Consider the following 21,699-nt stretch of genomic DNA (forward strand, 5'->3'; position numbering starts at 1 on the left):
TCCGTCAAAGCGAACTAGCCTGGCTGAATTGGTTGGCATACAAATCATAATAATGCCCGCGACGAGCTATCAGCTCCTCGTGTGTACCGCGCTCCACGATCTCGCCGCCGTGGATGACCAGAATGGCACTCGCTTCGCGAATCGTGCTGAGCCGGTGGGCGATCACGAAGCTCGTTCGCCCTTTCATCAACACACCCATCGCCTGCTGAATGTGCAGCTCGGTGCGCGTGTCGACGGAGCTCGTCGCCTCGTCGAGCACCAGAATCGCGGGGTCGGCGAGTATCGCCCTCGCGATCGTGAGCAGCTGCCTCTGGCCTTGACTCAAGTTGCCGCCCCCAGCGGTCAACTTAGCGTCATAGCCGCTCGGCAGCTTGCGAATGAACCCGTCCGCGTTGGCCAGCTTCGCGGCGGCTTCCACTTCTTCGTCCGTCGCGTCCAAGCGGCCGAATCGGATATTTTCTCGGATCGTATCCGAGAATAGGTACACATCCTGCAGCACGATGCCAAGCTGGCTGCGTAGACTGTCTTTTTGCATATCGCGAATATCCAGCCCATCAATGGTAATTCGGCCCTCATTTATCTCATAGAAGCGAGTCAACAGATTAATGATCGTCGTCTTCCCTGCTCCTGTAGGCCCGACTAAAGCGATCAGATCACCAGGCTCCGCGGTAAAGGAAACCTCTTGAAGCGTAGGCACATCATCGGTGTAAGCAAAGGAAACGTTTTGAAAAACAACTTCACCTTTGACATCCGTTAGCTGTGAAGCGCCCTCGTTCGAATCGTATTCCGTCTCATTATCCATCACTTCAAAAACACGCTCCGCCCCCGCAATACCTGACTGAATCATATTATATTGATTAGCGAGGTCGTTGATCGGACGGCTGAATTGTTTCGAATAATTTAAAAAGCTAATGATGACACCAACCATCGTCCATCCCTTCAGCACCATCCAACCCCCAATAGCAGCCAGTAGAATGAAGCTAAAATGATTGATCATATTCATGCTCGGCCCCATCATACCCGAGAGTTGCTGAGCACCGGTACCAGCAGCGCGGAGCTGCTTGTTAATCACCGCGATTTGATCGACTGCTGCGGCTTCGCGGCGAAATGTTTTTACAACCTTTTGACCCGAAATCGTCTCCTCAATTAAGCCATTCAGTTGACCAAGTCGCTGCTGCTGCTCTTTGAATAAGCGCTGGGTGTGTTTCGTGATTTGCTTCGTTGTAAAAAGAACGATCGGAACCGTAATTAATGCGATTAGCGTAAGCCATATATTCAATATCAACATCATGATCAAAGACCCAACAATCATAATGATACTGGACATAATTTGCGTTAAATTTTGACTGAGCGTGGTCGCAACGTTATCCACATCATTGGTCGTACGGCTCATGAGTTCCCCGTGGGAAGTTTTATCAAAATAGCTAATTGGCAGCTTGTGCAAGTGGCGAAAAAGATCCTGTCTCATTTGCCAGACGGTTCGCTGGGAAACCCCTGCAATCAGATAGGATTGGATCCATGATGCAGCCCCGCTGATGACGTAACAACTGAGTAATAGGAAGCAAATTCCTAACAGCCCATTCCGGTCTCGCGGGATAATATAATCATCAATGGTCCTACCGATTAAATAAGGTCCGAATAGAGCGAGGCCGCTGCCGACAACTGTCAAAATTGCAACGGTAAGCAGTCCAGCACGTTGGAGTCGTAAGTAACCCCACATACGCAGAAGGGTTGCTCCGATGTTTTTCGCGCGTGGTTTTGGCTTATTAGCCATGCAGGGCAGCCTCCTTCCCTTGCTGGGAGTGGTAAATATCTTGGTACAGTGTGCTTGATGCCAGCAGCTCCTCATGTGTTCCGCGCGCTGCGATGCGTCCCTCTTCCAAGACAAGAATCTGATCGGCCTGCAGGACCGAGGAGACACGCTGTGCGATAATGATACGCGTGCTGCCTGCCATCAGCTCTTGCAAGGAACGCTGGATGCGTTTCTCTGTCCCTAAATCAATGGCGCTAGTGCTGTCATCTAGTACAAGCAGCGGCGAGCGTAATAGCAAAGCACGTGCTATCGCGATTCGCTGCTTTTGACCCCCTGAGAGATTGACACCACGCTGTCCCAGCTTGGCTTCATAGCCCTCTGGCAGCTTGCGGATAAAGCTATCCGCTTCAGCTGCTCTAGCGACGGCTTCCATCTCTGCATCTGATGCCTCCGGCTTACCGAAGAGAATGTTATCGCGAATCGTACCGCTAAACAAAATAGACTGCTGCAGTACAAACCCTATCTGACTGCGTAGCTGCTCTGCAGGGAGATCTTTCACATCCACCCCATTCAGACGAATATGGCCGCTTGATGCCTCGTAAAGTCGAGGAATCAAGCTAACAAGTGTGGATTTACCAGAGCCTGTTGCACCAAGAATCCCAATCGTTTGGCCAGGCAGAGCTTTGAACGAAATATCCTTGAGGATTGGCTGATCAGGAGCCGTTTCATAGACGAAAGTAACCCGATCAAATTCTAATTCACATCCTACTGTAGTTGGCGAAGGGTCTTCTAGCTGAGTTACTAGTACCTCTGTTTTATTCTGAGCTGACTCATTCGGATCCATCTTCGTTTCGAGCACTTCCTGAATGCGTTCGGCTGAAACTTGTGCACGGGAAATGTTCATCAAGGTATTGCTGATAGACACCAGCGAAAACAACACTTGGCTAATATAGATAATGAATGCCGCTAAATCACCAATAGCCATCGACCCGCTCCACGTTTGAGCGCCGCCAAACCAGAGAACCGCTACAATACTCACGTTCAAAATCAACGTCATCAGCGGCCCGCTTGTCGCCAATGCGCGAGCTGAGCTAAGGCTGGCATTCAGCAGGTCCGTGTTCGCTTTGCCAAAGCGCGTCCGCTCGAAGGCGGCACGTACGAAAGCTTTGATCACACGGATACCTGTCGTGCTCTCTTGCATAACGGTATTCACGCGATCAATTTTCGTCTGCATCTGGCGAAACAGCGGTGTAGATCGTTTCATCAATAGATATAGGATGAGGAATTGAATCGGTACGACAGCAAGCAAAATCAAGGATAGTCGTGGTGAAATAACGACAGCCATGATCACACTACCGATAAGCAGAGAGGCCTCCCGTACGAATTGGCGCAGTAGAATTTGCAGGATATTAAGCATTTGCATCACATCGCTAGTCAAACGAGTAATCAACGAGCCCGTCGAAAAGGTATCCAATTGACGGAACGACAAGGATTGAACCTTCTCGAATACGCTTAACCGCAGGTCGGCGCCAAAGTTCTGGGAAGCTTTCACTGCGAAAAATGTACAACCCGCTCCACCAACCAGACCCACAAATGCGACGCCTAGCATATGTAAGCCTGTCGACCATATCAACGCGAGATTGCCATCGGCAACTCCGTGATTCACAATGGTCGCCATGAGACGAGGCTGCGATAAATCCATGCATACCTCCATCACCATCAACAAAGGAGCAAGGAGCGTTATGAACCAATACGGTTTAACAAACGATCGTAATTTCCACATGGCATGAGATCCTTTCTTTTTGTTTGTCAGCTAACTAATTTATTCCTCTTTGGGACGAAGATTATCTTTCATTTGAAGCAGAAGACGGCGAAATAACAACACTTCCTCCGGTAAAAAATGCGAAAAGATCATCTCATCCGCCGTCTTTATCGCTTCTTTGACATGCACGGTGACTTCCTTGCCCTTCTCGGTCAGGTAGACACGTGTAACACGTTGATCATTCTCATCAGGGCGGCGTTCGACAAGGCCTGTTTTCTCCATACGGTCCACCATCACGGACAAAGTCGCGCGTTTATTGTGGATGCGAGCCGCAAGCTCGCTATGGCTAAGTCCGTCCTCTACGGACAAAGCAAGTAGTAAAGGGGGCTGACCCGGGTAAACATCATAGGGATGAATGATTTGATCGATCGTATGTCGGTGCATTTTTAGCAAATGCGACATTAGATGTGTAAGCGATTCTGGATTATGGTGACGCGACAATGGAACCTCTCCTTTTAGTTAGTCGGCTAATTAATATTTTAGGTAGCATGACTCGTCCTGTCAATACGGTATTTATCATGTGCATGTGTGAGGAGATAGTGATAGAAGGGTGGGATGATTGGGGGGCTGGGAGGAAATGTGTAAAGAGGGTGCTTGGAGATAATGTAGCTGGTGAGGTGAACCTGGAGTAGTTAGTTTGGTTCTGTGGCTGGGGCTTGGTGTCATGGTGCGTCTGTTGGTGGGGGTGTGTTTGGGAGTAACTGGATTGGTTTCTGTGAGGAGGCTTGGTGTCATGGTGCGTCTGTTGGTGGGGTGTGTTCGGGAGTAACTAGCTTGTTTTCTGTGGCGGGGGTTTGGTGTCATGGTGCGTCTGTTGGTTGGGGATGTGTTCGGGAGTAACTGGCTTGGTTCTGTGGCGGGGGTTTGGTGTCATGGTGCGTCTGTTGGTGGGGTGTGTTCCGGAGTAACTGGATTGGTTCTGTGGCGGGAAATTGGTGCGATGGCGCCTCTGTTTGTGGGAGTGTTCGGGAGTAACTAGATTGGTTCTGTCATGGGGACTTGGTGCGATGGTGCTACTCAACAACCACTTAGATGGAAAATCTCCATCTAAATCCTCCCTTATCCCTTTAAATTTAGGATTAGATGGATTTTGTACATGTAATTTCGCTCATCCTACGCTATGTGGTTGAAATCAGTGAAATTAGCTGTATCTTTTCCAGTTAATCTTCAATTCTGTCCACTTTCTTCGGAATTAGCTGTAGTTTTTCCAGTTGTTCCACCCACTACTGGGAGCATCCGCAGCACCATGCGCTAGCACAAAAAAATCCCTGGTCCACCGACCAGGGATCTCGTTTCCTACACCTGCTGCGCGAAGCCCACCGCAGCCAAAAACCGTCCGAACGCCGCTTGCCCGGCGTCGTCTCTTTTGAAGACGCCTGCGTCGAGCAGGACGTCCATGAACTTGCTGCCGACCTCCGTCTGCAGCACCGCATTTGCCGCGTCAGCCGTCAGCGACGCACCATGCTTCGCGAGCAGCGCCGCGATCCAATCCGCATGCTTATGCAGCGGATGCCCGGTATCGCTAAGCGCCTCGCGGCTGAGCTCGGCTTCGCCGGTCAAGAGCTTGGCGATGTCCGCCAGCTCTTCTTGCAGGCGGCCTGGCAGCACCGCCAGCCCCATAACCTCAATCAAGCCGATGTTCTCCTTCTTGATGTGGTGCAAGTGCTGATGCGGATGGAAAATCCCATCCGGATGCTCAACGCTGGTGCGGTTGTTCCGCAGCACCAGGTCAAGTTCGTACTCGCCCCGCGCATTGTTGCGGGCGATCGGCGTGATCGTGTTATGCGGGATCCGCTGTCCGTCCTTCTCGCTGAACGCGAGGACCTCCGCTTCCGCATCACTATAGGCACGCCAGTCGTCGAGCAACTTGCTTGCCAGCTTGTACAGCTGCTGCTTGTTGTGCCCGCTCAGGCGGACCACGGACATCGGCCACTTCACAATCGCGGCCTTGACGCCTTCAAAGTCCGCATGTGAGAATGCTTTCTCACTTGGTGCCTTTTCCATCGGGAACTTGTGACGTCCGCCTTGGAAATGATCGTGGTTCAAAATCGAACCACCAACGATAGGCAGATCAGCATTAGACCCGATGAAATAGTGCGGGAATTGCTCAATGAAATCCAGCAAACGGTAGAATGTATTGGCCGTTGTTTTCATCGGAATATGCTTCTCGTGGAAGATGATGCTGTGCTCGTTGTAATACACGTAAGGTGAATACTGCAGGTACCATTTCTCGCTATCTAGCTCAAGCGGAATGACGCGCAGATTCTGTCGAGCCGGGTGATTCACACGGCCTGCATAACCCAGATTGTCTACACATAGCAGACATAGGGGGTAGCTGCTTTGTGGCAGCGTTTTGAGCAGCGCAATTTCCTTCGGATCCTTCTCCGGCTTGGACAGGTTGATCGTAATTTCCAAATCACCGTAAGCCGTTTCCGCGAGCCAGTAGGCATTCTTCGCAATTCGATCCATCCGAATGTAGTTCGAGTCGATAGATTGCTTGTAAAAGTAGGCCGTTGCCGCCTCCACATTCTGCGTTTTGGCAAGCGTCCAGAATTGACGTACAACCTCGGAAGGACGAGGCATCATGAGACCCATGATGCGTGCGTCCAGCAAGTCACGGTAAGTCGTCGTGTTTTCTTCCAGTAGTCCCGCTTCCCAAGCTGCATCGAGCAGTTCTTCCAGCAACCCAACTGGACTAGTCAATTTCTCCGCAGGTACTTCCCCTTGGAAAGGCTCCGACAGTCCGAATAAATCAAGCAAAGCATTGCGTGAGGTATACACGTCCAGCTGTTCAATCAACCCATTCTGGGTAGCGAATTGCAAAAGTCTTTCTATCGTTAAAGCCGCAGATTGCGGTGTTTGTTGCGTGCGTTCCATCATGCCACTCCCCTTACTTATAAGAAAGCCTCAACCAAAAGCCTGCAAATGTACATCCTTTTTACCTGCCAATCGCACAATTAGAAAGAATAGCTGCAAAAATACATCTTTTCGAGCCATATTCGCGTGAATCGCTTCATTTCTCGCCAAATGCATGCACTTTTGCATCAATTTCTACTTAGGCGAGTCAAATCTCCGGAAAAACTGCACTTTTGCAGGAATTTGGGGGCTTGAGTTCTGTTTCGGTTTCAGCTCTATCTCTACCTATCAAAATTAAACCTTAACTTCCGCCGCATACCCCTTCGGGTGCTTCTGATGCCAGTTCCACGCGCTCTCGATGATCGCTTCCAAAGAATCTAAAGCTGGTTTCCAGCCTAGCTCCGCTCTTGCGCGCTCCGAGGAGGCAATCAATGTTGCTGGGTCACCCGCTCTGCGAGGCTCAACAACCGCAGGGATCGCATGGCCCGTCACTTTGCGCGCGATATCGATGACTTGCTTCACGGAGAAGCCTGTGCCGTTGCCAAGGTTGTAGATGTTGCTATCCGCACCACCACGCAGCTTCTCTACAGCAAGCACGTGTGCGCTCGCTAGATCGCTAACGTGGATGTAGTCACGGACACAAGTTCCGTCTTCTGTTGCGTAATCTTCACCGAAGATCGAGATATGCGCTCTTTGACCCAACGCTACCTGCAAAATAATCGGAATCAGGTGCGTTTCCGGGCTGTGATCCTCACCGATTTTGCCACCAGCATGGGCGCCAGCTGCATTAAAGTAGCGCAGCGATACATATTTGATACCATGCGCAGTATCGAACCATTTCATCATTTTTTCCATCGCCAGCTTCGTCTCGCCATACGTATTGGTCGGCAAGGTACGATCACTTTCAAGGATTGGAATGTTCTCAGGCTCGCCGTAAGTAGCAGCCGTTGAGGAGAATACGATGCGTTTTACGCCGTATTGCGTCATTTTTTCAAGTAAACAAAGAGTTCCGTACACGTTATTGTGGTAATATTTCGCTGGATTGGTCATGCTCTCACCAACGAGTGAATTCGCTGCAAAATGAATGATGGCATCGATATTATTTTCAGTAAACACGGTATCCATGAACTCGCTGTCGCGCAGATCGCCAACGTATAGTTTGCCGCCAAGCACTGCATCTTTGTGACCTTGCTGTAAGTTATCGACGATGACAACTTCCTCGCCTTTGGCCAGAAGCTCTGCTACCGCATGCGATCCAATATAGCCCGCTCCACCTGTAACTAGAATTGCCATTTACAACGCCTCCTCAAGTTGCTCTACACCGTTGCCAATATCACACACGTAGAAGCTTGGTGTAAGCCCTGTAATTCCTGTATATTCCGCGCCCACTTGATCGATAAATGTTTGAACGCTGTCTTCATGCACTAAGGAAACCGTACAACCACCGAAGCCTGCACCCGTCATCCGCGCCCCAAGCACACCCGGCACTTTCAACGCTGCTGCAACCATGGTATCCAACTCCAACCCTGTTACTTCATACAAATCACGAAGGGAATCGTGGGAGCCGATCATCAGCTTGCCAAAGGACTCAAGGTCGTTCTTTTCAAGCACTTCGATAGATTTCAAAACGCGGTCAATCTCTTCCACAACATGCTCTGCTCTGCGACGAACGGTTTCGTCTGGGATCAGATGCTTATATTCGTTAAACTGCGCAAGGCTCAATTGACCAAGCAGTGTGATGTCTGGGAATTGCTTTTGCAAATAGGTAACGGCCTGCTCGCATTGACTTCTTCTTTCATTATAAGCAGAGTCCACGAGACCTCTACGTTTATTCGTGTTACCAATCACAAGCTTATAGCTGCCACTTTGAAAAGGAACATGACGATATTCCAAGGTATCGCACATCAAGAGGATCGCGTTATCTTTCTTACCATTCGCTACAGCGAATTGGTCCATGATGCCGCAATTTACGCCAACGAATTGGTTCTCTGTTTCTTGTGCGAGCAGCGCGATTTTGACTGTATCCACAGGATATTTCTCTAGTGTCAGTAAGCTATAAGCTGTTACAACTTCGATGGAAGCCGAGGAGGAAAGACCTGCACCATTCGGAATTTCACCGTGGAACAAAAGGTCATAGCCTTGTGTCACTGGAAAGCCTGCTTTCGCCAAGTGAACAAAGATCCCTTTCGGATAATTGATCCAATCATCCTCTTCTTGGTAGGACAAGTCGTCTATGGAAATTTGTTTGCGAAGTGCCAAGTTGGTAGACGCGAAGCCGATTACACGATCTTGTCTTGGACGAATGATCAAGGTCGTTCCGAACGTCAAAGCTGCAGGGAATACATAACCACCGTTATAATCCGTATGCTCGCCGATCAAATTCACTCGACCAGGAGCGTGAAACGCTGATATTTTCGCAGCTGTTTCTCCGTAAATTTCAATAAACGTGTCTTTTAGAGCTTGCAAATCTGCCATGTGTGGCACCGCCTTTAGAGGTATTGGTATGTTGACTTGTTTCGATGAAATTAATGTTGTATCGCTCATCATTGCATGTTTTCAATTGAGCGTTTCTTATAGTTTAAGTATAAAAGATACACCATGGATTGGCTATGGAGGCATGTTATTTCCACATGGAAAAATGTGATTTTCAAATTCCGTTTCATGTGGATTTTATGGTACAGTGGAAGGAACGAAAGACACGAACGGAGATGTGGATACGAGATGGATAAGAAATATAGCTATTACGTTGTATCGAACCCTTTACCAGCTGGGAATAGCGACTTTACGGTTTTATTTGCAGGGGAAAGTCAGACTAAGCCTGAACATCGACTAGGACCGAAAGTATATGACTACTACTTAATCCATTATGTCATATCGGGTCGCGGTGTATTCTCCTCACATGGAGAAGAGTATGCCATTGGCGCTGGCGACAGCTTTGTCATTGAACCGGAGCAACTCATTAGCTACGTCTCGGATGAGCTGGATCCTTGGCATTATTGCTGGATCGCCTTTACGGGCGCCCAAGCAGCGAAGCTCGTCAGTGAGGCGGGCCTCACGCCTGCCAACCCAATCATCCATATCTCGCGCAACCGGCATATGCCTGTGCTTTATCGCCAGATTCAGCAGGCACTCAAATCCAAGAAAAGCAACGCGCAACTCAAGGCTACTGGATACCTCAGCTTATTGCTCGGTGAATACTGCGAAGCTCTGTCTGCCCCCACGATAGCAGGACTAATCACAGAAGATGAAAGCGACCGCATCGTACAGCAAGCGATTCACTACTTGTCCACACAATATGCGGAACCCATCACGATTGAGATGCTGGCCGAGAGTTTGGGTTATAATCGTGCTTATTTATCGCGCATGTTTAAAAAACACACCAAAGTGACGCCGGTCACGTTTTTGCTCAAGCTGCGTGTGGATAAAGCGCGTTTGCTGCTGCGTGAGCGGCTGGAGCTCACGATCGAGCAGATCGCCGCTTCGGTCGGCTTCTATGATCCGCTGTACTTTTCTAAGCAGTTTCGACGTTGGTACGGCGTCTCGCCGAGCGAGTATCGGAATCATATCAAATCACTCTGATTCGCTAAGACATCCTCCAGCTAATTGGATGCAGAATAAAAATAGATGCCTGATTTTCGGCGATGCCCGCTGAAATGACCGTGTATACTTTTGAATATAAATGAAGGAACAGGGTGTGGCATATGGTACTTGATGATGCGCATAAAAAAGAATATTATAAGGCACTCGTAGATAAGAAATCAGAATATGAAGGTGTTTTCTATGTAGGGGTGAAAACCACTGGCGTATTTTGTCGTCCAACTTGTCCAGCCAGAAAACCAAAGTATGAGAATTGTGAGTTTTACGAAACATCGAAGCAAGCGCTTTTAGCTTCCTTTCGCCCTTGTCAACGATGTCGCCCGTTGTCGCATCCGAATCATGTCTCTGAGCTTGTCCGTTTGCTTGTTGAAGCCGTTGAGAACAATCCCGAGAAGCGATGGACAGAGCAAGACTTCAAAGAACTCTCTGTCGATGAATCAACAGCGCGTCGTCAATTTAAAAAGCGATTCGGGATGACATTTGTTGAATATGCACGAGCACGTCGGATGGGACTGGCTTTGAAGAACATTCGATCAGGCGAAACCATTATTCAAACGCAATTAGCATCCGGTTATGATTCCAGCAGCGGCTTTAGAGATGCATTCTCGCGCATTATGGGAGCATCACCTACCCTATTAGGGGATAGCAAAGTGTTGAAAGCAGCTTGGCTGGATACTCGGCTCGGACCTATGATTGCTATCGGAGATGAGCACATGCTCTATCTTTTAGAATTTGTGGATCGTCGAGGATTAGAACGGGAAGTAGAACGGCTTAGAAAACGAACGAAAGCAGCGATAATCCCTGGGTTCACAGCGTCCATTAGGTCAATTGAAAAGGAGCTTACTCAGTATTTCGAAGGTACACGAACTGAGTTTAAGACGCCACTCTTTTTAATGGGATCGCCTTTTCAGAGGAATGTTTGGGAGCAATTAATACAAATACCTCCTGGGGAAACCCGTTCCTATGCCGACATTGCCATCTCACTGGGAAAACCAACTGCTTATCGCGCTGTAGCTCAAGCTAATGGTGCAAATCAATTGGCCATCGTAATTCCTTGTCATCGTGTTATTAACTCAAGCGGCGAACTTGGTGGTTATGGCGGGGGATTAACACGCAAAAAGTGGTTATTATCCCATGAAGAATCGGGAGGATAAACGCAGTAAAAACAGCGATTGCCAAGGACTTTGTTTTCTCGTCCATGGTCACCGCTGTTTTTGAAGTTGGCGTTAGTCTAGCTCGTTATTTATCGGGAGCTTTGGCTGCCAAATAGGTTTCAATGGCTTGATTAACCTGTGTCAGCCTACCCTCCGCCGTTACTAAAAGCCCCTCCAACACGCCAATAGAACCTTGATGAATGTTCGTCTGAAGCTCATCCGCCGTATGACTGAGCGGAGTTGCTCCGATGTTAGAAGCCACGCCCTTCAACGTATGAGCAAGCATCAACGCTTCAGGATAATCTTCTTTCGTGATCGCTTCTCGTATCCCCTCTATGGCGTTCGTGTGGTTCGCAACAAACTTATGCAATATCCGCTCGTAGAGGTTCATATTTTGTCCCAGGCGCTGCAGCGCTTCCGCCGCGTTCAAGGCAGGCATCACCTCGATTTGCTTCGCTGCTGCGACTTCAGCATAACTTTTCCCGCGCGAGCTCTGAATCATTCTCTGTAAAACACTGAACAATTGAATAGGTTCAAATGGCTTCGAAATATAGGCATCCATGCCGGCTGCCATAACCTGCTCTTTGATACCTTGCATAGCGTCAGCCGTCATCGCGATAATCGGTGTCTCTTGGTCAAAATCCCGAATATTTCTCGTTGCCTCAAAGCCATCCATTAAAGGCATCTGCAAATCCATCAATATAGCGTCGTATTGCTTCGCCGCCGTCCGTTTCAATGCTTCTAAGCCATTCTCTGCTACATCTACATGAATAGCCATTTCCTGAAGGATAGCCTGTGCTACTTGCTGATTGATTTCATTATCTTCCACCAACAGAACCTCGGTGTTTCGGAGGATATGCAGTTTTTTGCTTTCATTCTCGCGTTGTGGCGATGCGGACTTTATCTGCATTTGCTCTTGAAAAAGGTTCGTGATTTGGTTATACAGCTGAGATTGACTCATTGGATAATAGAGGACCTTTTTCACTGATGTCGACTGGGACTTCAGCTGAAGCTCGGACTCGTGATAGGAACTGATAAGTACGATGACTTGGACAGGTGTCGCGTACTCTAGTTTTATTCGCTCCGCTAAGGCGTGCGCTTTCTCATCTTGAAGCTTCCAATCGATGATAACTAAATCATAGCGACCGTTGGTGCTGATTCGTTCAATTGCACTTTGAGCCGAATCCACGTCGTTGACGATAAATTGGAACTGCTCTAGCTGATTCTTCAGCACGAGACGCATTTCCTGGTCATCACAGATGAGAAGAACCCGCAGGAATTTCAAATAAGAGGCTATTGGAGCGCTAAATAAGTGCTCTGAGCCCACATCGAATTTCACTGTAAAAATGAAGGAGCTTCCTCTTCCTAATTCGCTCTCTACATGGATCTCCCCTTGCATTAACTCTACGATACTCTTGCTGATGACTAGCCCGAGGCCCGTCCCCCCGTATTTACGAGTCGTTGACATGTCGGCCTGTGTGAAGCCGTGGAACAATAACGCTTGCTGCGCGGGTGTCATCCCGATCCCTGTATCCCTCACTTCAAATCGCAGTGAAACTCCGCTAGCATCTTGTGATGAAACGCCTACCGAAATGGCAATCTCGCCTTCATCTGTAAATTTCAAAGCGTTATTCACCAAATTGAGCAGAATTTGATTCAATCGGAACGGATCGCCGTTCAAGACTTGAGGTACTTCATGATGAATGGAGAAGTGAAGCTTTAACCCTTTCTCATACAGCGAAAATCCGATGATATTCGAAATATTGCTCATTATTTCATACAAATCAAAATCAATGCGCTCGAGCACAATCTTCTTCGCCTCAATTTTCGAAAAATCGAGAATATCGCTGATGATCGTCAGCAAGCTTTTGGCCGAAAGCACCGTCTTTTCGACGTAATCCTTCTGTCTCTCTGTTAAATCCGTTTGTTGCAATAAATAATTCAGTCCGATAATTGCGTTCATCGGTGTTCGGATTTCATGACTCATATTAGCAAGGAATTCACTCTTCGCACGATTAGCAGATTCAGCGGATTCCTTGGCATCTGCGAGCAGCAGATTCTTGCTCTCCAGTTCAGATGTACGTTCCTCCACCAATACTTCAAGATGCTCTTTGTATTGATTCAGCGTCTCTTCGGCTTGCTTGCGTTCCGTAATATCCACACCCGCAAGAATCACGCCGCCAATTTCGCCAGTCTCTTTCCAAATCAAGTTATTATTCCATCCAAGAAGACGCTCTTCTCCTGAGCTAATGGTGATCGCTAACTCGTAGTAATCCCGCGCCGGGACACCGTCCATGATGCTTTGATAATATTGCTTCCGCGCTTCCCATTGCTGCTTGGGTACACAAATCTCAAACCAATTCTTACCGATGAGATCTGCTTCCTCATAGCCCAACATGGCGCAGCCTTTCCGATTCAACAGTTCTATCTTACAGTCTCGGTCCAGCACCACAATCATGACATCGACGAGATCGAGATAGCTTTGGGCTTTCTCTTTCTCCTTCATCAGCCGCTGCTCGCCTTTCCTTCGCACCTCTCGGGTCTGCAACGAAAGAGCCGTCCCGATCGCAATCGCTACCAGTGTAAAAATACTCGCCATCCAAAGAACCAATTCGCGCTGATTCGAGGTTCGATCTACATCCCGCTGTGTTCCCGTCAAATTATACGTGATCCACTGCTGCAAACTTGCATCTGCTTGCTCTCTATTCGGTGTAAGCTTGTCCAACAAGCTCTTTCCCCTGGCATAATCACCAGATTGAACGGCATCGATGATAAGTTGACCTTTTTGCAAATAGTCTAAGGCCTTATCACCGACTTCCTTGTAAATTCGTCTCTCATCCTCAGAATTAATGAAAGAACTATAGTTAAGATATTTCTCATCAAACTGCTTCTTGGCTTCCATATAAGAGGTAATCACCGTGAGGAGTACATCTTTGTCGGTTTCAAGCAACAACTTATGCAAAAGAACTCTTTCCTGTGTGATGATGTCCTGCATCTCTACAATTCTCGCAATACTCGGCATCCAATTCGTCTTAACATGATCAATCGTCCCCTTCAGAGCAAACATCTGATAGAAGTTCGTTCCTATAACGGCTATTAGCACAGCAATGATGATGATAAAAGTCCATATTGACCTTATCCACGTAACCGCTTTCATCAATATTCACCCCTCATCACCGATTATAGCATATTGATCTCCTTTCTAGTTGAAAAAGGCCAATCAGAATTTCCTGATTGACCCCCTAAATACCTAGTAAATCATTACCAATTACAGTCCAAAAGGTATACGATTAACGCGTTTTAAAACGCGAAAGCGATTCTTGCAATTCCTGCGCCATATGACTTAAATCCTCTGCAGAAGCAGATATTTCTTCCATAGCCGCCAGCTGTTTCTCAGAGCCTTGCGAGATGCCTTGCCCATGCTCGTGTGAAGCTTTCGTCATCGAGACAATTTCGCTCATGGATGCCGATACTTCTTCAGTTCCAGCCGACATTTCCTGTGATGCAGCGGATACCTCTTGGATTTGGTCCGAAATCTCTTGGAACGCAACGGTCACACGATTAAAGACTTGACCTGCTTCATCAATCAATTCGGACCCTTTTTCTACGTCCTTCACACCACTGTTCATCGCTTGTACCGCTCTCGTTGTCGATGATTGGACTTCGCGAATCAGCTCTGAAATATCTTTCGCCGACGAGGAGGACTGCTCAGCAAGCTTCTTCACTTCATTCGCAACGACGGCAAAGCCGCGCCCCTGCTCTCCAGCACGAGCGGCCTCAATCGATGCATTCAGCGATAAGAGTTGCGTTTGATTGGCAATTTCGGTGATGACCGAAACGATTTCGCCAATTTGTTGCGAATACGCTTCAAGCACTCTCATATCTTCTGCCGATTTGCCAACGGACTCATTAATGGACTTCATCTGTTCAACAGCCTGATGAATAGCAACGCGCCCTTGCTGTACTTCCATCATCGATGTATGCGAAGCTTCTGTCACAACCGCTGAAGATTCCGCAATTCGCTGAACGCCTACTGCCATTTCGCCCATCGCGATCGACGTTTGCTCAGCCCCCATCAGTTGACCTTCACTCGCATTGAACACCTCTTGCATCGACTCAACGATACGATTGGAAATACCGACCGACTCTGCTGCTGCAGCGGTTAGCTCTTCCGATGAGGCGCCTAATTGCTCTGCGGTAAAACTGGCTTTGCCTACGATTTCCGAGAATGAATCTAACATTTGATTCATATTAGTGCCAAGTTGCCCCAGTTCATCACCGCGGTTAATCGTCAGACGTGGCGTCAGATCACCCTGTGCCATCTTCTTCACAGCTTCTGTAATCGCTAGAATCGGTTTCGTGGTCGCTGTAGAGACTAGCAATGCAATGGCAGCTACAACAATCGTTGTGATCACACCGAGCCAAATAGATACTTCCTTCGCCGTTTTCACCGCACCATAGACTTCGGAATCTACCACATTGGTGACCAAGCGCCAGCCTGTGGATGGGATCGTTTCGAAGCTGATTCCTCGGGCAACGCCATCATCACCTTTGAAGCTAAAGGTACCACTCTTTTCTTTCAGGACCGTTTCTTGCAATTTCGCTACTTCCGACTTTGGAAGCACATCTGCAATATTTTTTCCTGCATGCTCTTTACCCGGATATGTTAAAAGTCCACCACTCGGCGACATTAAGTAGCCGTACCCTGAAGCTCCAATTTGTATCGTATTGGTGTACACATTCAGATTACCCGTAGTCAGGGGAGTGAACATCCCCCCAATAAAGTTCTGCTTATCATCCAGCATCGGGACAAATAAAACAACGATGTTATTCCCTGTTGCCTTACTGACGATGAGATCCGTGCTCACTGGCTTCTTCGTTTCTTTGGCTTGTTTGATATAATCACGATCGGATACAGGAATTTTCTGTCCAGCCGAGGTTAGCGCGATTTCATCTTTGTTGACATAAACGTACTGTTCAACGTCTTTGTTAGCTTGCTCGAATTTGAGTAGAATTTTTACAATTTCCTTCTCATTCCCACTCTTGATCTCTTCATATTTCATCATTTCTTTCAGAATAGAGATTTGACGCTCAATCGAATAGTCGATGGCCGTCACATTTGCCTTCAGGATACTCTCTTCCTTGGAGTGAACTTCATCTTTCACCACACTCTTCAAATAGTAGGAAGAAAAGATGGTACTAAATAACATCGGTACCAACGCGATAACTAGAAACAATATCGTCATTCTTGCTCTGAACGAAGTAAAGGAGATAGCCTTCATCCACTCTCTTACATTCATTCCTTTTTGCATTTTCATTTTCTCCTACTCCTCCTTCATGCTAGTTGCTCTTCTTTATTTGGACTAACCAAATATTTACTAATTAAGAAATTCAGACTCATTTCGACATTTTCCTTCAAAATACGACATAAGCAGATTGGCTTCACCTCTTTCAACCCCTGTCAGCTACAACATTTTTGAAAGACTTTACTAAATAACTGGAAAAACTCCATCTTTGAGCGCACCATGCGCCTTGCATTCATGCACCGAGATATTCCCCGGCTTCAAAGACACGCAAAAAAAACACCATCACAGGATAACTCCCATGATGGTGCTTATTCATCGATCTATCTTTTACCCGGATCGTACGGCTCACCAAGTGCTGACGGTGCTTTAGCGCGGCCCACGGCCCCCGCCAATACAAGGATTGTCAGTACGTAAGGCAGCATATAAAGGAATTCCTGCGGAATATCTTTGGAGAAATCGAACAACCGCATGAAATTGTTGAGCGCTTGCGCCATTCCGAAGAATACCGCGGCGCCCAGTGCGCCAAATGGATGCCATTTGCCGAAAATCATCGCCGCCATGGCGATAAAGCCTTGACCCGAGATCGTGTTATGCGAGAACGCACTTGTTGTCGTTAAGGTAATCGTCGCTCCGCCAAGTCCAGCTAGCAGCCCGCTGATTAAAACAGCGAAATAACGGATGCGTTTCACTTTAATCCCAACGGTATCTGCAGCGCTCGGATGCTCACCAACAGCTCGTAGGCGCAGGCCGAATGGCGTTTTGAACAACACATACCAAGTTACGAAAACGAGAATTAACGCAATATACGTCGTTGGATACGCCGTAAAGAATGCATAGCCGACATATGGAATCTTGGATAGCAGCGGAATTTCCCATTTGGAGAATACATCATTCAAAGTTTCAGTTTGACCCGCACCATCGAACAATACTTTCACCAAGTACAACGTTACGCCAGCTGCCAAGAAGTTGATAACCACACCGCTAATAACTTGATTCGCTTTGAACGCGATCGTCGCAACCGCATGAATCAAGGCGAAGATCAGTGCGAATAACAGCGCGCACAAGAGTCCAATCCACGGGGACCAGATGCCCATGTTCGCTTCTTCCGCATAGTAAGTGCCTACCGCCGAAGCGAATGCACCGGAAACCATCAGACCCTCGATACCGATATTAACGATACCAGATCGCTCCGAGTAAATACCACCTAAAGCTCCAAAGATAAGCGCTGTGGAATACACCAGCGTTGTATTAATAAGTTCACTGAATTTCGTGAAGAACGCATTAAGCATACTGAGCAGGTCCATATTACGAAGCCCTCTCTTTCTTGCGTTTGCCGTAGAACGGGATCAGTACCCATTTGACAATACCTTGGGTAGCTACGAAGAAAATCACCGATCCAATAACAATACGGATAATTTCTGGTGGTACATCCGCACCAAAGCTCATCCCCGCAGACCCGTATGATAAGCCACCGAAAAGGATAGCACCAAGCACGACACCTATCGGATTGTTGGCCCCGAGCAAGGACACCGCGATACCGTCGAACCCATACCCTGTCGTACCTGCCGCAACCACTTGATAATGGAATACACCGAGAACCTCGAACACACCAGCGAGTCCAGCAAATACCCCGGAAATAAACATCGCTTTGATGATGTTCTTATTCACGTTCATGCCCGCGTATTTAGCAGCATCGATATTATGCCCTACAGCACGCAGCTCGTAACCTTGCTTCGTTTTCCACAGAATCAAGTAGAAGACGACCGCTGCCAGAATGGCAATCAATGTTCCCCAGTGGAGCCTCGCGTGGTTCATCGCGTCTGACAACCAACCAATGCTTAGAGACGCGGAGTCTTGAATCATATAAGAACGCTGTTGCTTCGGCTCAAGAAGGAAGGTGTTCACGATATAGTTGGATAGGAACAACGAGATCCAGTTCAACATGATCGTGGTGATGACTTCGTTTACGCCGCGTTTCGCTTTTAGATAACCGGCAATAGCGCCCCAAAGTCCGCCGATCAATGCACCAACAATGACTGCTAAGGGAGCATGGATGATCCATGGAAGACCATGGAGCTTGACGCCAATAAAGGTAGCCCCCGTCATCCCCATCACGAACTGCCCTTCCGCACCAATATTGAACAAGCCTGTACGGAACGCAAAAGCGACGGATAAACCCGTAAGAATCAATGGCGTAATTGCCCGTATCGACTCACCGATATCATATGGACTTCCTAAAATACGTGAGAACAATGCCCCGTATGCAGCAATTGGATTATAACCACCAGCCAGCATGACAAGCGCTCCGAATAGCAGCCCCAGCACAATCGCCACAAGGGGATTGACCGCTGACTCACTTGTAAATATGCGAACCACTTTATTCATGAGGGGCTCCTTTCTGAGTAGACTTGCTGCCTGCCATCAGCAGACCGATCTCCTGATCGTTCGTATCCTGCGGCATCACTTCGCCCACAATCTGTCCTTCGTAGATAACCGCAATACGGTCGGAAACATTCATAATTTCATCCAGCTCAAAAGAAATCAACAGAACGGCCTTTCCTTTGTTCCGCTGCTCAATTAACATCCGATGAACGAATTCAATCGCACCTACATCCAAACCACGCGTCGGCTGTGCCGCGATCAACAGGTTCGGATTCTTATGTATTTCCCTCGCAATAATCGCCTTTTGTTGATTACCGCCGGACAAGGAGCGCGCCTTGTTATAAATACTCGGTGTGCGCACGTCAAATTGCTTAATCAGCGCTTCCGCATGCTTATCAATGGCATCATAGCTCAGGAAACCGCCTTTGTTATACGCAGGATGGAAATACGTTTCGAGTACCATATTTTCACTCATTGTAAAATCAAGCACTAGCCCGTGTTTATGACGATCCTCTGGGATATGCGATAGCCCGGCTTCTGAAATCTCACGCGGTGTCTGATTCGTAATATCACTGCCCATGAGCAGCACTTTGCCGCCATCTACAGCACGCAAGCCCGTCAATGCCTCGATCAGTTCACTCTGACCGTTGCCATCTACACCTGCGATACCCAGAATTTCGCCAGCTTTCACTTCAAAATTAAGCCCTTTAAGCGAAGCTAATCCTTGCTGATTGCGCACCATCAAATCTTGTACCTGGAGAACTGGCTCTCCAAGTTTCACGGCTTCTTTGCTCACTTTAAAGGAGACATCGCGTCCGACCATTTTCTCGGCCAGAATTTGCGGATTCGCACTGGCACGTGCCAAGGAATCAATCACTTTACCGCGACGAATAATCGTCACCGTATCGGCAATCTCCATAATTTCTTTCAACTTATGTGTAATGAGAATAATGGACTTGCCCTCTTTCACAAGGTTACGCATAATGACCATCAATTCACTAATCTCTTGCGGCGTTAGTACAGCTGTAGGCTCATCAAAAATTAAAATATCGGCGCCGCGATACAGCGTTTTCAATATCTCGACACGCTGCTGCATACCGACTGAAATGTCTTCAACTTTGGCTTTTGGATCCACACGTAAACCATATTGCTCAGATAGCTTGCGCACTTTCTCTTGTGCTGTTCGAATATCCACATTCATACCACGTTTGGGTTCCATCCCCAAAATGATATTCTCAGTTACTGTAAACGGTTGTACCAATTTAAAATGTTGATGGACCATCCCGATGCCGAGCTCAATCGCTCGATTCGGACTATCGATATAAACCTCGTTACCTTGTACAAAAATACTACCTTCATCCGGCTGATATAAACCGAACACAATATTCATTAGTGTTGATTTTCCTGCACCATTCTCGCCAAGCAAGGCATGAATTTCGCCTTTTTTAAGCTTTAAGCTGATGGCATCATTAGCAACAATGCCTGGAAATCGTTTCGTTATGCCACGAAGTTCAACAACTGGGACTGCTTCACTCATCAGATCACCCTAAGGATCAATTTTTTATTATTCCATGCCCTTTAAAACTAAAGAACAAGGCTAGTTAGTATAACTAGCCTTGTTTGTACAGAAGCAAACCTATCGTTCTTACCAATAACGTCAGTTTGACGCTTATGGTTTTTCAGGAACTTTGATTTCGCCGCTAATAATTTTGGCTTTGTACTCGTCAACTTTTTTCAAGATATCAGCGGAAACGTTTTTCTTCGATGTTTCAGGAAGGCCAACGCCATCATCTTTCAGACCCAAAGTAACAACTTTACCACCTTGGAATTTACCTGCAACTACGTCTTTGGATACACGAAGTACCGCAGAGTCAACACGTTTCAACATGGATGTTAGTGTAACTTCATCACCAAACTCTAGGGATTGGTCTTTATCTACACCGATAACCCATACTTTTTTACCGTTTTTCGCGCGATCTTTCGCTTCGTTGAACACACCGTTACCAGTGGATCCAGCTGCGTGGAAAATGATATCAGCGCCGTCGTTGTAGATCGTTGCTGCTGCTGCTTTACCAAGATCAGGCTTGTCGAAAGCACCTGTGTAGTTGATTTGAATTTTAGCATCTGGTTTTACTGCTTTAACGCCAGCTACGAAACCAGCTTCAAAACGTTTGATAACCGGGATGTCGATACCGCCAACGAAACCGATTTTGTTTGTTTTAGTTGTAAGACCTGCTACCACACCAACAAGGTAAGAACCTTCTTGCTCGGAGAAAGTAACGGATTCTACGTTCGGAGCTTCTACTACGTTATCAATAATCGCAAGTTTCGCGTTCGGGTTTTGCGTCGCTACTGTTTTAACAGCGTCACCCATCAAGAAACCAATACCCCAAGTCAGGTTGTAACCGTCTTTAACGAATTGATTCAAGTTAGGCGTATAGTCAGCATCACTTTTACTTTCAAGGTTTTTCACGTTTGCGCTAGTTTGTTTCTTAAGTAGATTCAAGCCTTCCCAAGCGCTTTGGTTAAAGGATTTGTCGTTTACGCCACCGATATCTGTAACCATGCCGATTTTGAAGTCTTTACCTGTGTTGTCACTAGCTACTGCACTTGCTGCTGGTGATGCGGATGAACCTGTCTCTTCTTTTTTGGCACAACCAGAAATCACTAGCGCAGAAACCGTTACAGTCATCAGAACTGTTGAAAAAATCTTCTTCATCGATTTTACCCCCATCGTATCATCATTTAATTGAAACTATGAAGCCCACATTCTAGGGTGACCAGTTCCAGTTAAATTATGTAAGTTGACTTCAAATTAAGTGTATCATT

Annotated in this window: 15 protein-coding genes; 3 read left to right on the forward strand and 12 right to left on the reverse strand. The window is 47.4% G+C overall.

Annotation, left to right across the window (positions count from 1 at the left end; all coding sequences use genetic code 11):
- Window positions 1-4 precede the first annotated feature (4 nt).
- Genes AC58QM_RS23000 through AC58QM_RS23010 form a run of 3 tightly spaced genes read right to left on the reverse strand, consistent with a single transcriptional unit; the run spans window position 5 to window position 4,016 of the window.
- Window positions 5-1,774 carry an ABC transporter ATP-binding protein gene (locus AC58QM_RS23000; protein ID WP_497287196.1) on the reverse strand — a complete coding sequence of 590 codons (1,770 nt, stop codon included), beginning with the start codon at window positions 1,772-1,774 and terminating at the stop codon, window positions 5-7.
- Window positions 1,767-3,536, reverse strand: coding sequence for an ABC transporter ATP-binding protein (locus AC58QM_RS23005; RefSeq protein WP_497287197.1), 1,770 nt, complete (start codon window positions 3,534-3,536; stop codon window positions 1,767-1,769). The genes AC58QM_RS23000 and AC58QM_RS23005 overlap by 8 nt, the downstream gene beginning before the upstream one ends.
- A 39-nt stretch (window positions 3,537-3,575) precedes the next feature.
- The gene (locus tag AC58QM_RS23010) at window positions 3,576-4,016 is read right to left on the reverse strand and encodes a MarR family winged helix-turn-helix transcriptional regulator (RefSeq protein WP_497287198.1); all 441 of its coding nucleotides are present in this window, start codon (window positions 4,014-4,016) and stop codon (window positions 3,576-3,578) included.
- Window positions 4,017-4,377: 361 nt separating this feature from the next.
- Between AC58QM_RS23010 and AC58QM_RS23015 the strand changes: the two genes are divergently transcribed.
- Entirely contained in the window at window positions 4,378-4,554 is a 177-nt protein-coding gene (locus AC58QM_RS23015) for a hypothetical protein (protein ID WP_497287199.1), read from the forward strand.
- A gap of 317 nt (window positions 4,555-4,871) precedes the next feature.
- Here AC58QM_RS23015 and AC58QM_RS23020 read toward each other — a convergent pair whose 3' ends face one another.
- The 3 genes from AC58QM_RS23020 to AC58QM_RS23030 all read right to left on the reverse strand — a co-directional run bounded on the left by AC58QM_RS23020 (window position 4,872) and on the right by AC58QM_RS23030 (window position 8,906).
- Complete coding sequence (locus AC58QM_RS23020; RefSeq protein ID WP_497287435.1) at window positions 4,872-6,452, reverse strand: UDP-glucose--hexose-1-phosphate uridylyltransferase; 1,581 nt, start codon at window positions 6,450-6,452, stop codon at window positions 4,872-4,874.
- Between the two features lie 273 nt (window positions 6,453-6,725).
- On the reverse strand, window positions 6,726-7,724 hold the full coding sequence (galE, locus tag AC58QM_RS23025) for a UDP-glucose 4-epimerase GalE (protein WP_497287200.1): 999 nt from the start codon (window positions 7,722-7,724) through the stop codon (window positions 6,726-6,728).
- Window positions 7,725-8,906, reverse strand: coding sequence for a galactokinase (locus AC58QM_RS23030; protein ID WP_497287201.1), 1,182 nt, complete (start codon window positions 8,904-8,906; stop codon window positions 7,725-7,727).
- Window positions 8,907-9,152: 246 nt separating this feature from the next.
- On the opposite strand from AC58QM_RS23030, the gene AC58QM_RS23035 reads away from it, so the two are divergent.
- Together AC58QM_RS23035 and AC58QM_RS23040 are read left to right on the forward strand one after the other, a co-directional pair.
- Entirely contained in the window at window positions 9,153-10,010 is an 858-nt protein-coding gene (locus tag AC58QM_RS23035; RefSeq protein ID WP_497287202.1) for an AraC family transcriptional regulator, read from the forward strand.
- A 122-nt stretch (window positions 10,011-10,132) separates the two neighbouring features.
- On the forward strand, window positions 10,133-11,182 hold the full coding sequence (locus tag AC58QM_RS23040) for a bifunctional transcriptional activator/DNA repair enzyme AdaA (RefSeq protein ID WP_497287203.1): 1,050 nt from the start codon (window positions 10,133-10,135) through the stop codon (window positions 11,180-11,182).
- 85 nt (window positions 11,183-11,267) lie between these two features.
- Here AC58QM_RS23040 and AC58QM_RS23045 read toward each other — a convergent pair whose 3' ends face one another.
- From AC58QM_RS23045 to AC58QM_RS23070, 6 genes are all read right to left on the reverse strand, one after another.
- On the reverse strand, window positions 11,268-14,339 hold the full coding sequence (locus AC58QM_RS23045; RefSeq protein ID WP_497287204.1) for a response regulator: 3,072 nt from the start codon (window positions 14,337-14,339) through the stop codon (window positions 11,268-11,270).
- A 133-nt stretch (window positions 14,340-14,472) separates the two neighbouring features.
- Window positions 14,473-16,500 carry a methyl-accepting chemotaxis protein gene (locus AC58QM_RS23050; RefSeq protein WP_497287205.1) on the reverse strand — a complete coding sequence of 676 codons (2,028 nt, stop codon included), beginning with the start codon at window positions 16,498-16,500 and terminating at the stop codon, window positions 14,473-14,475.
- 308 nt (window positions 16,501-16,808) lie between these two features.
- Entirely contained in the window at window positions 16,809-17,792 is a 984-nt protein-coding gene (locus tag AC58QM_RS23055; RefSeq protein WP_497287206.1) for an ABC transporter permease, read from the reverse strand.
- 1 nt (window position 17,793) lies between these two features.
- Window positions 17,794-18,873: an ABC transporter permease gene (locus AC58QM_RS23060; RefSeq protein WP_497287207.1), complete on the reverse strand. Its 1,080-nt coding sequence runs from the start codon at window positions 18,871-18,873 to the stop codon at window positions 17,794-17,796.
- Entirely contained in the window at window positions 18,866-20,407 is a 1,542-nt protein-coding gene (locus tag AC58QM_RS23065; protein ID WP_497287208.1) for an ABC transporter ATP-binding protein, read from the reverse strand. Before AC58QM_RS23065 ends, AC58QM_RS23060 begins: the two co-directional genes overlap by 8 nt.
- A gap of 132 nt (window positions 20,408-20,539) precedes the next feature.
- Window positions 20,540-21,589: a BMP family lipoprotein gene (locus AC58QM_RS23070; protein ID WP_497287209.1), complete on the reverse strand. Its 1,050-nt coding sequence runs from the start codon at window positions 21,587-21,589 to the stop codon at window positions 20,540-20,542.
- Between the last annotated feature and the right edge of the window lie 110 nt (window positions 21,590-21,699).

Source organism: Paenibacillus sp. J22P165, assembly GCF_059692015.1.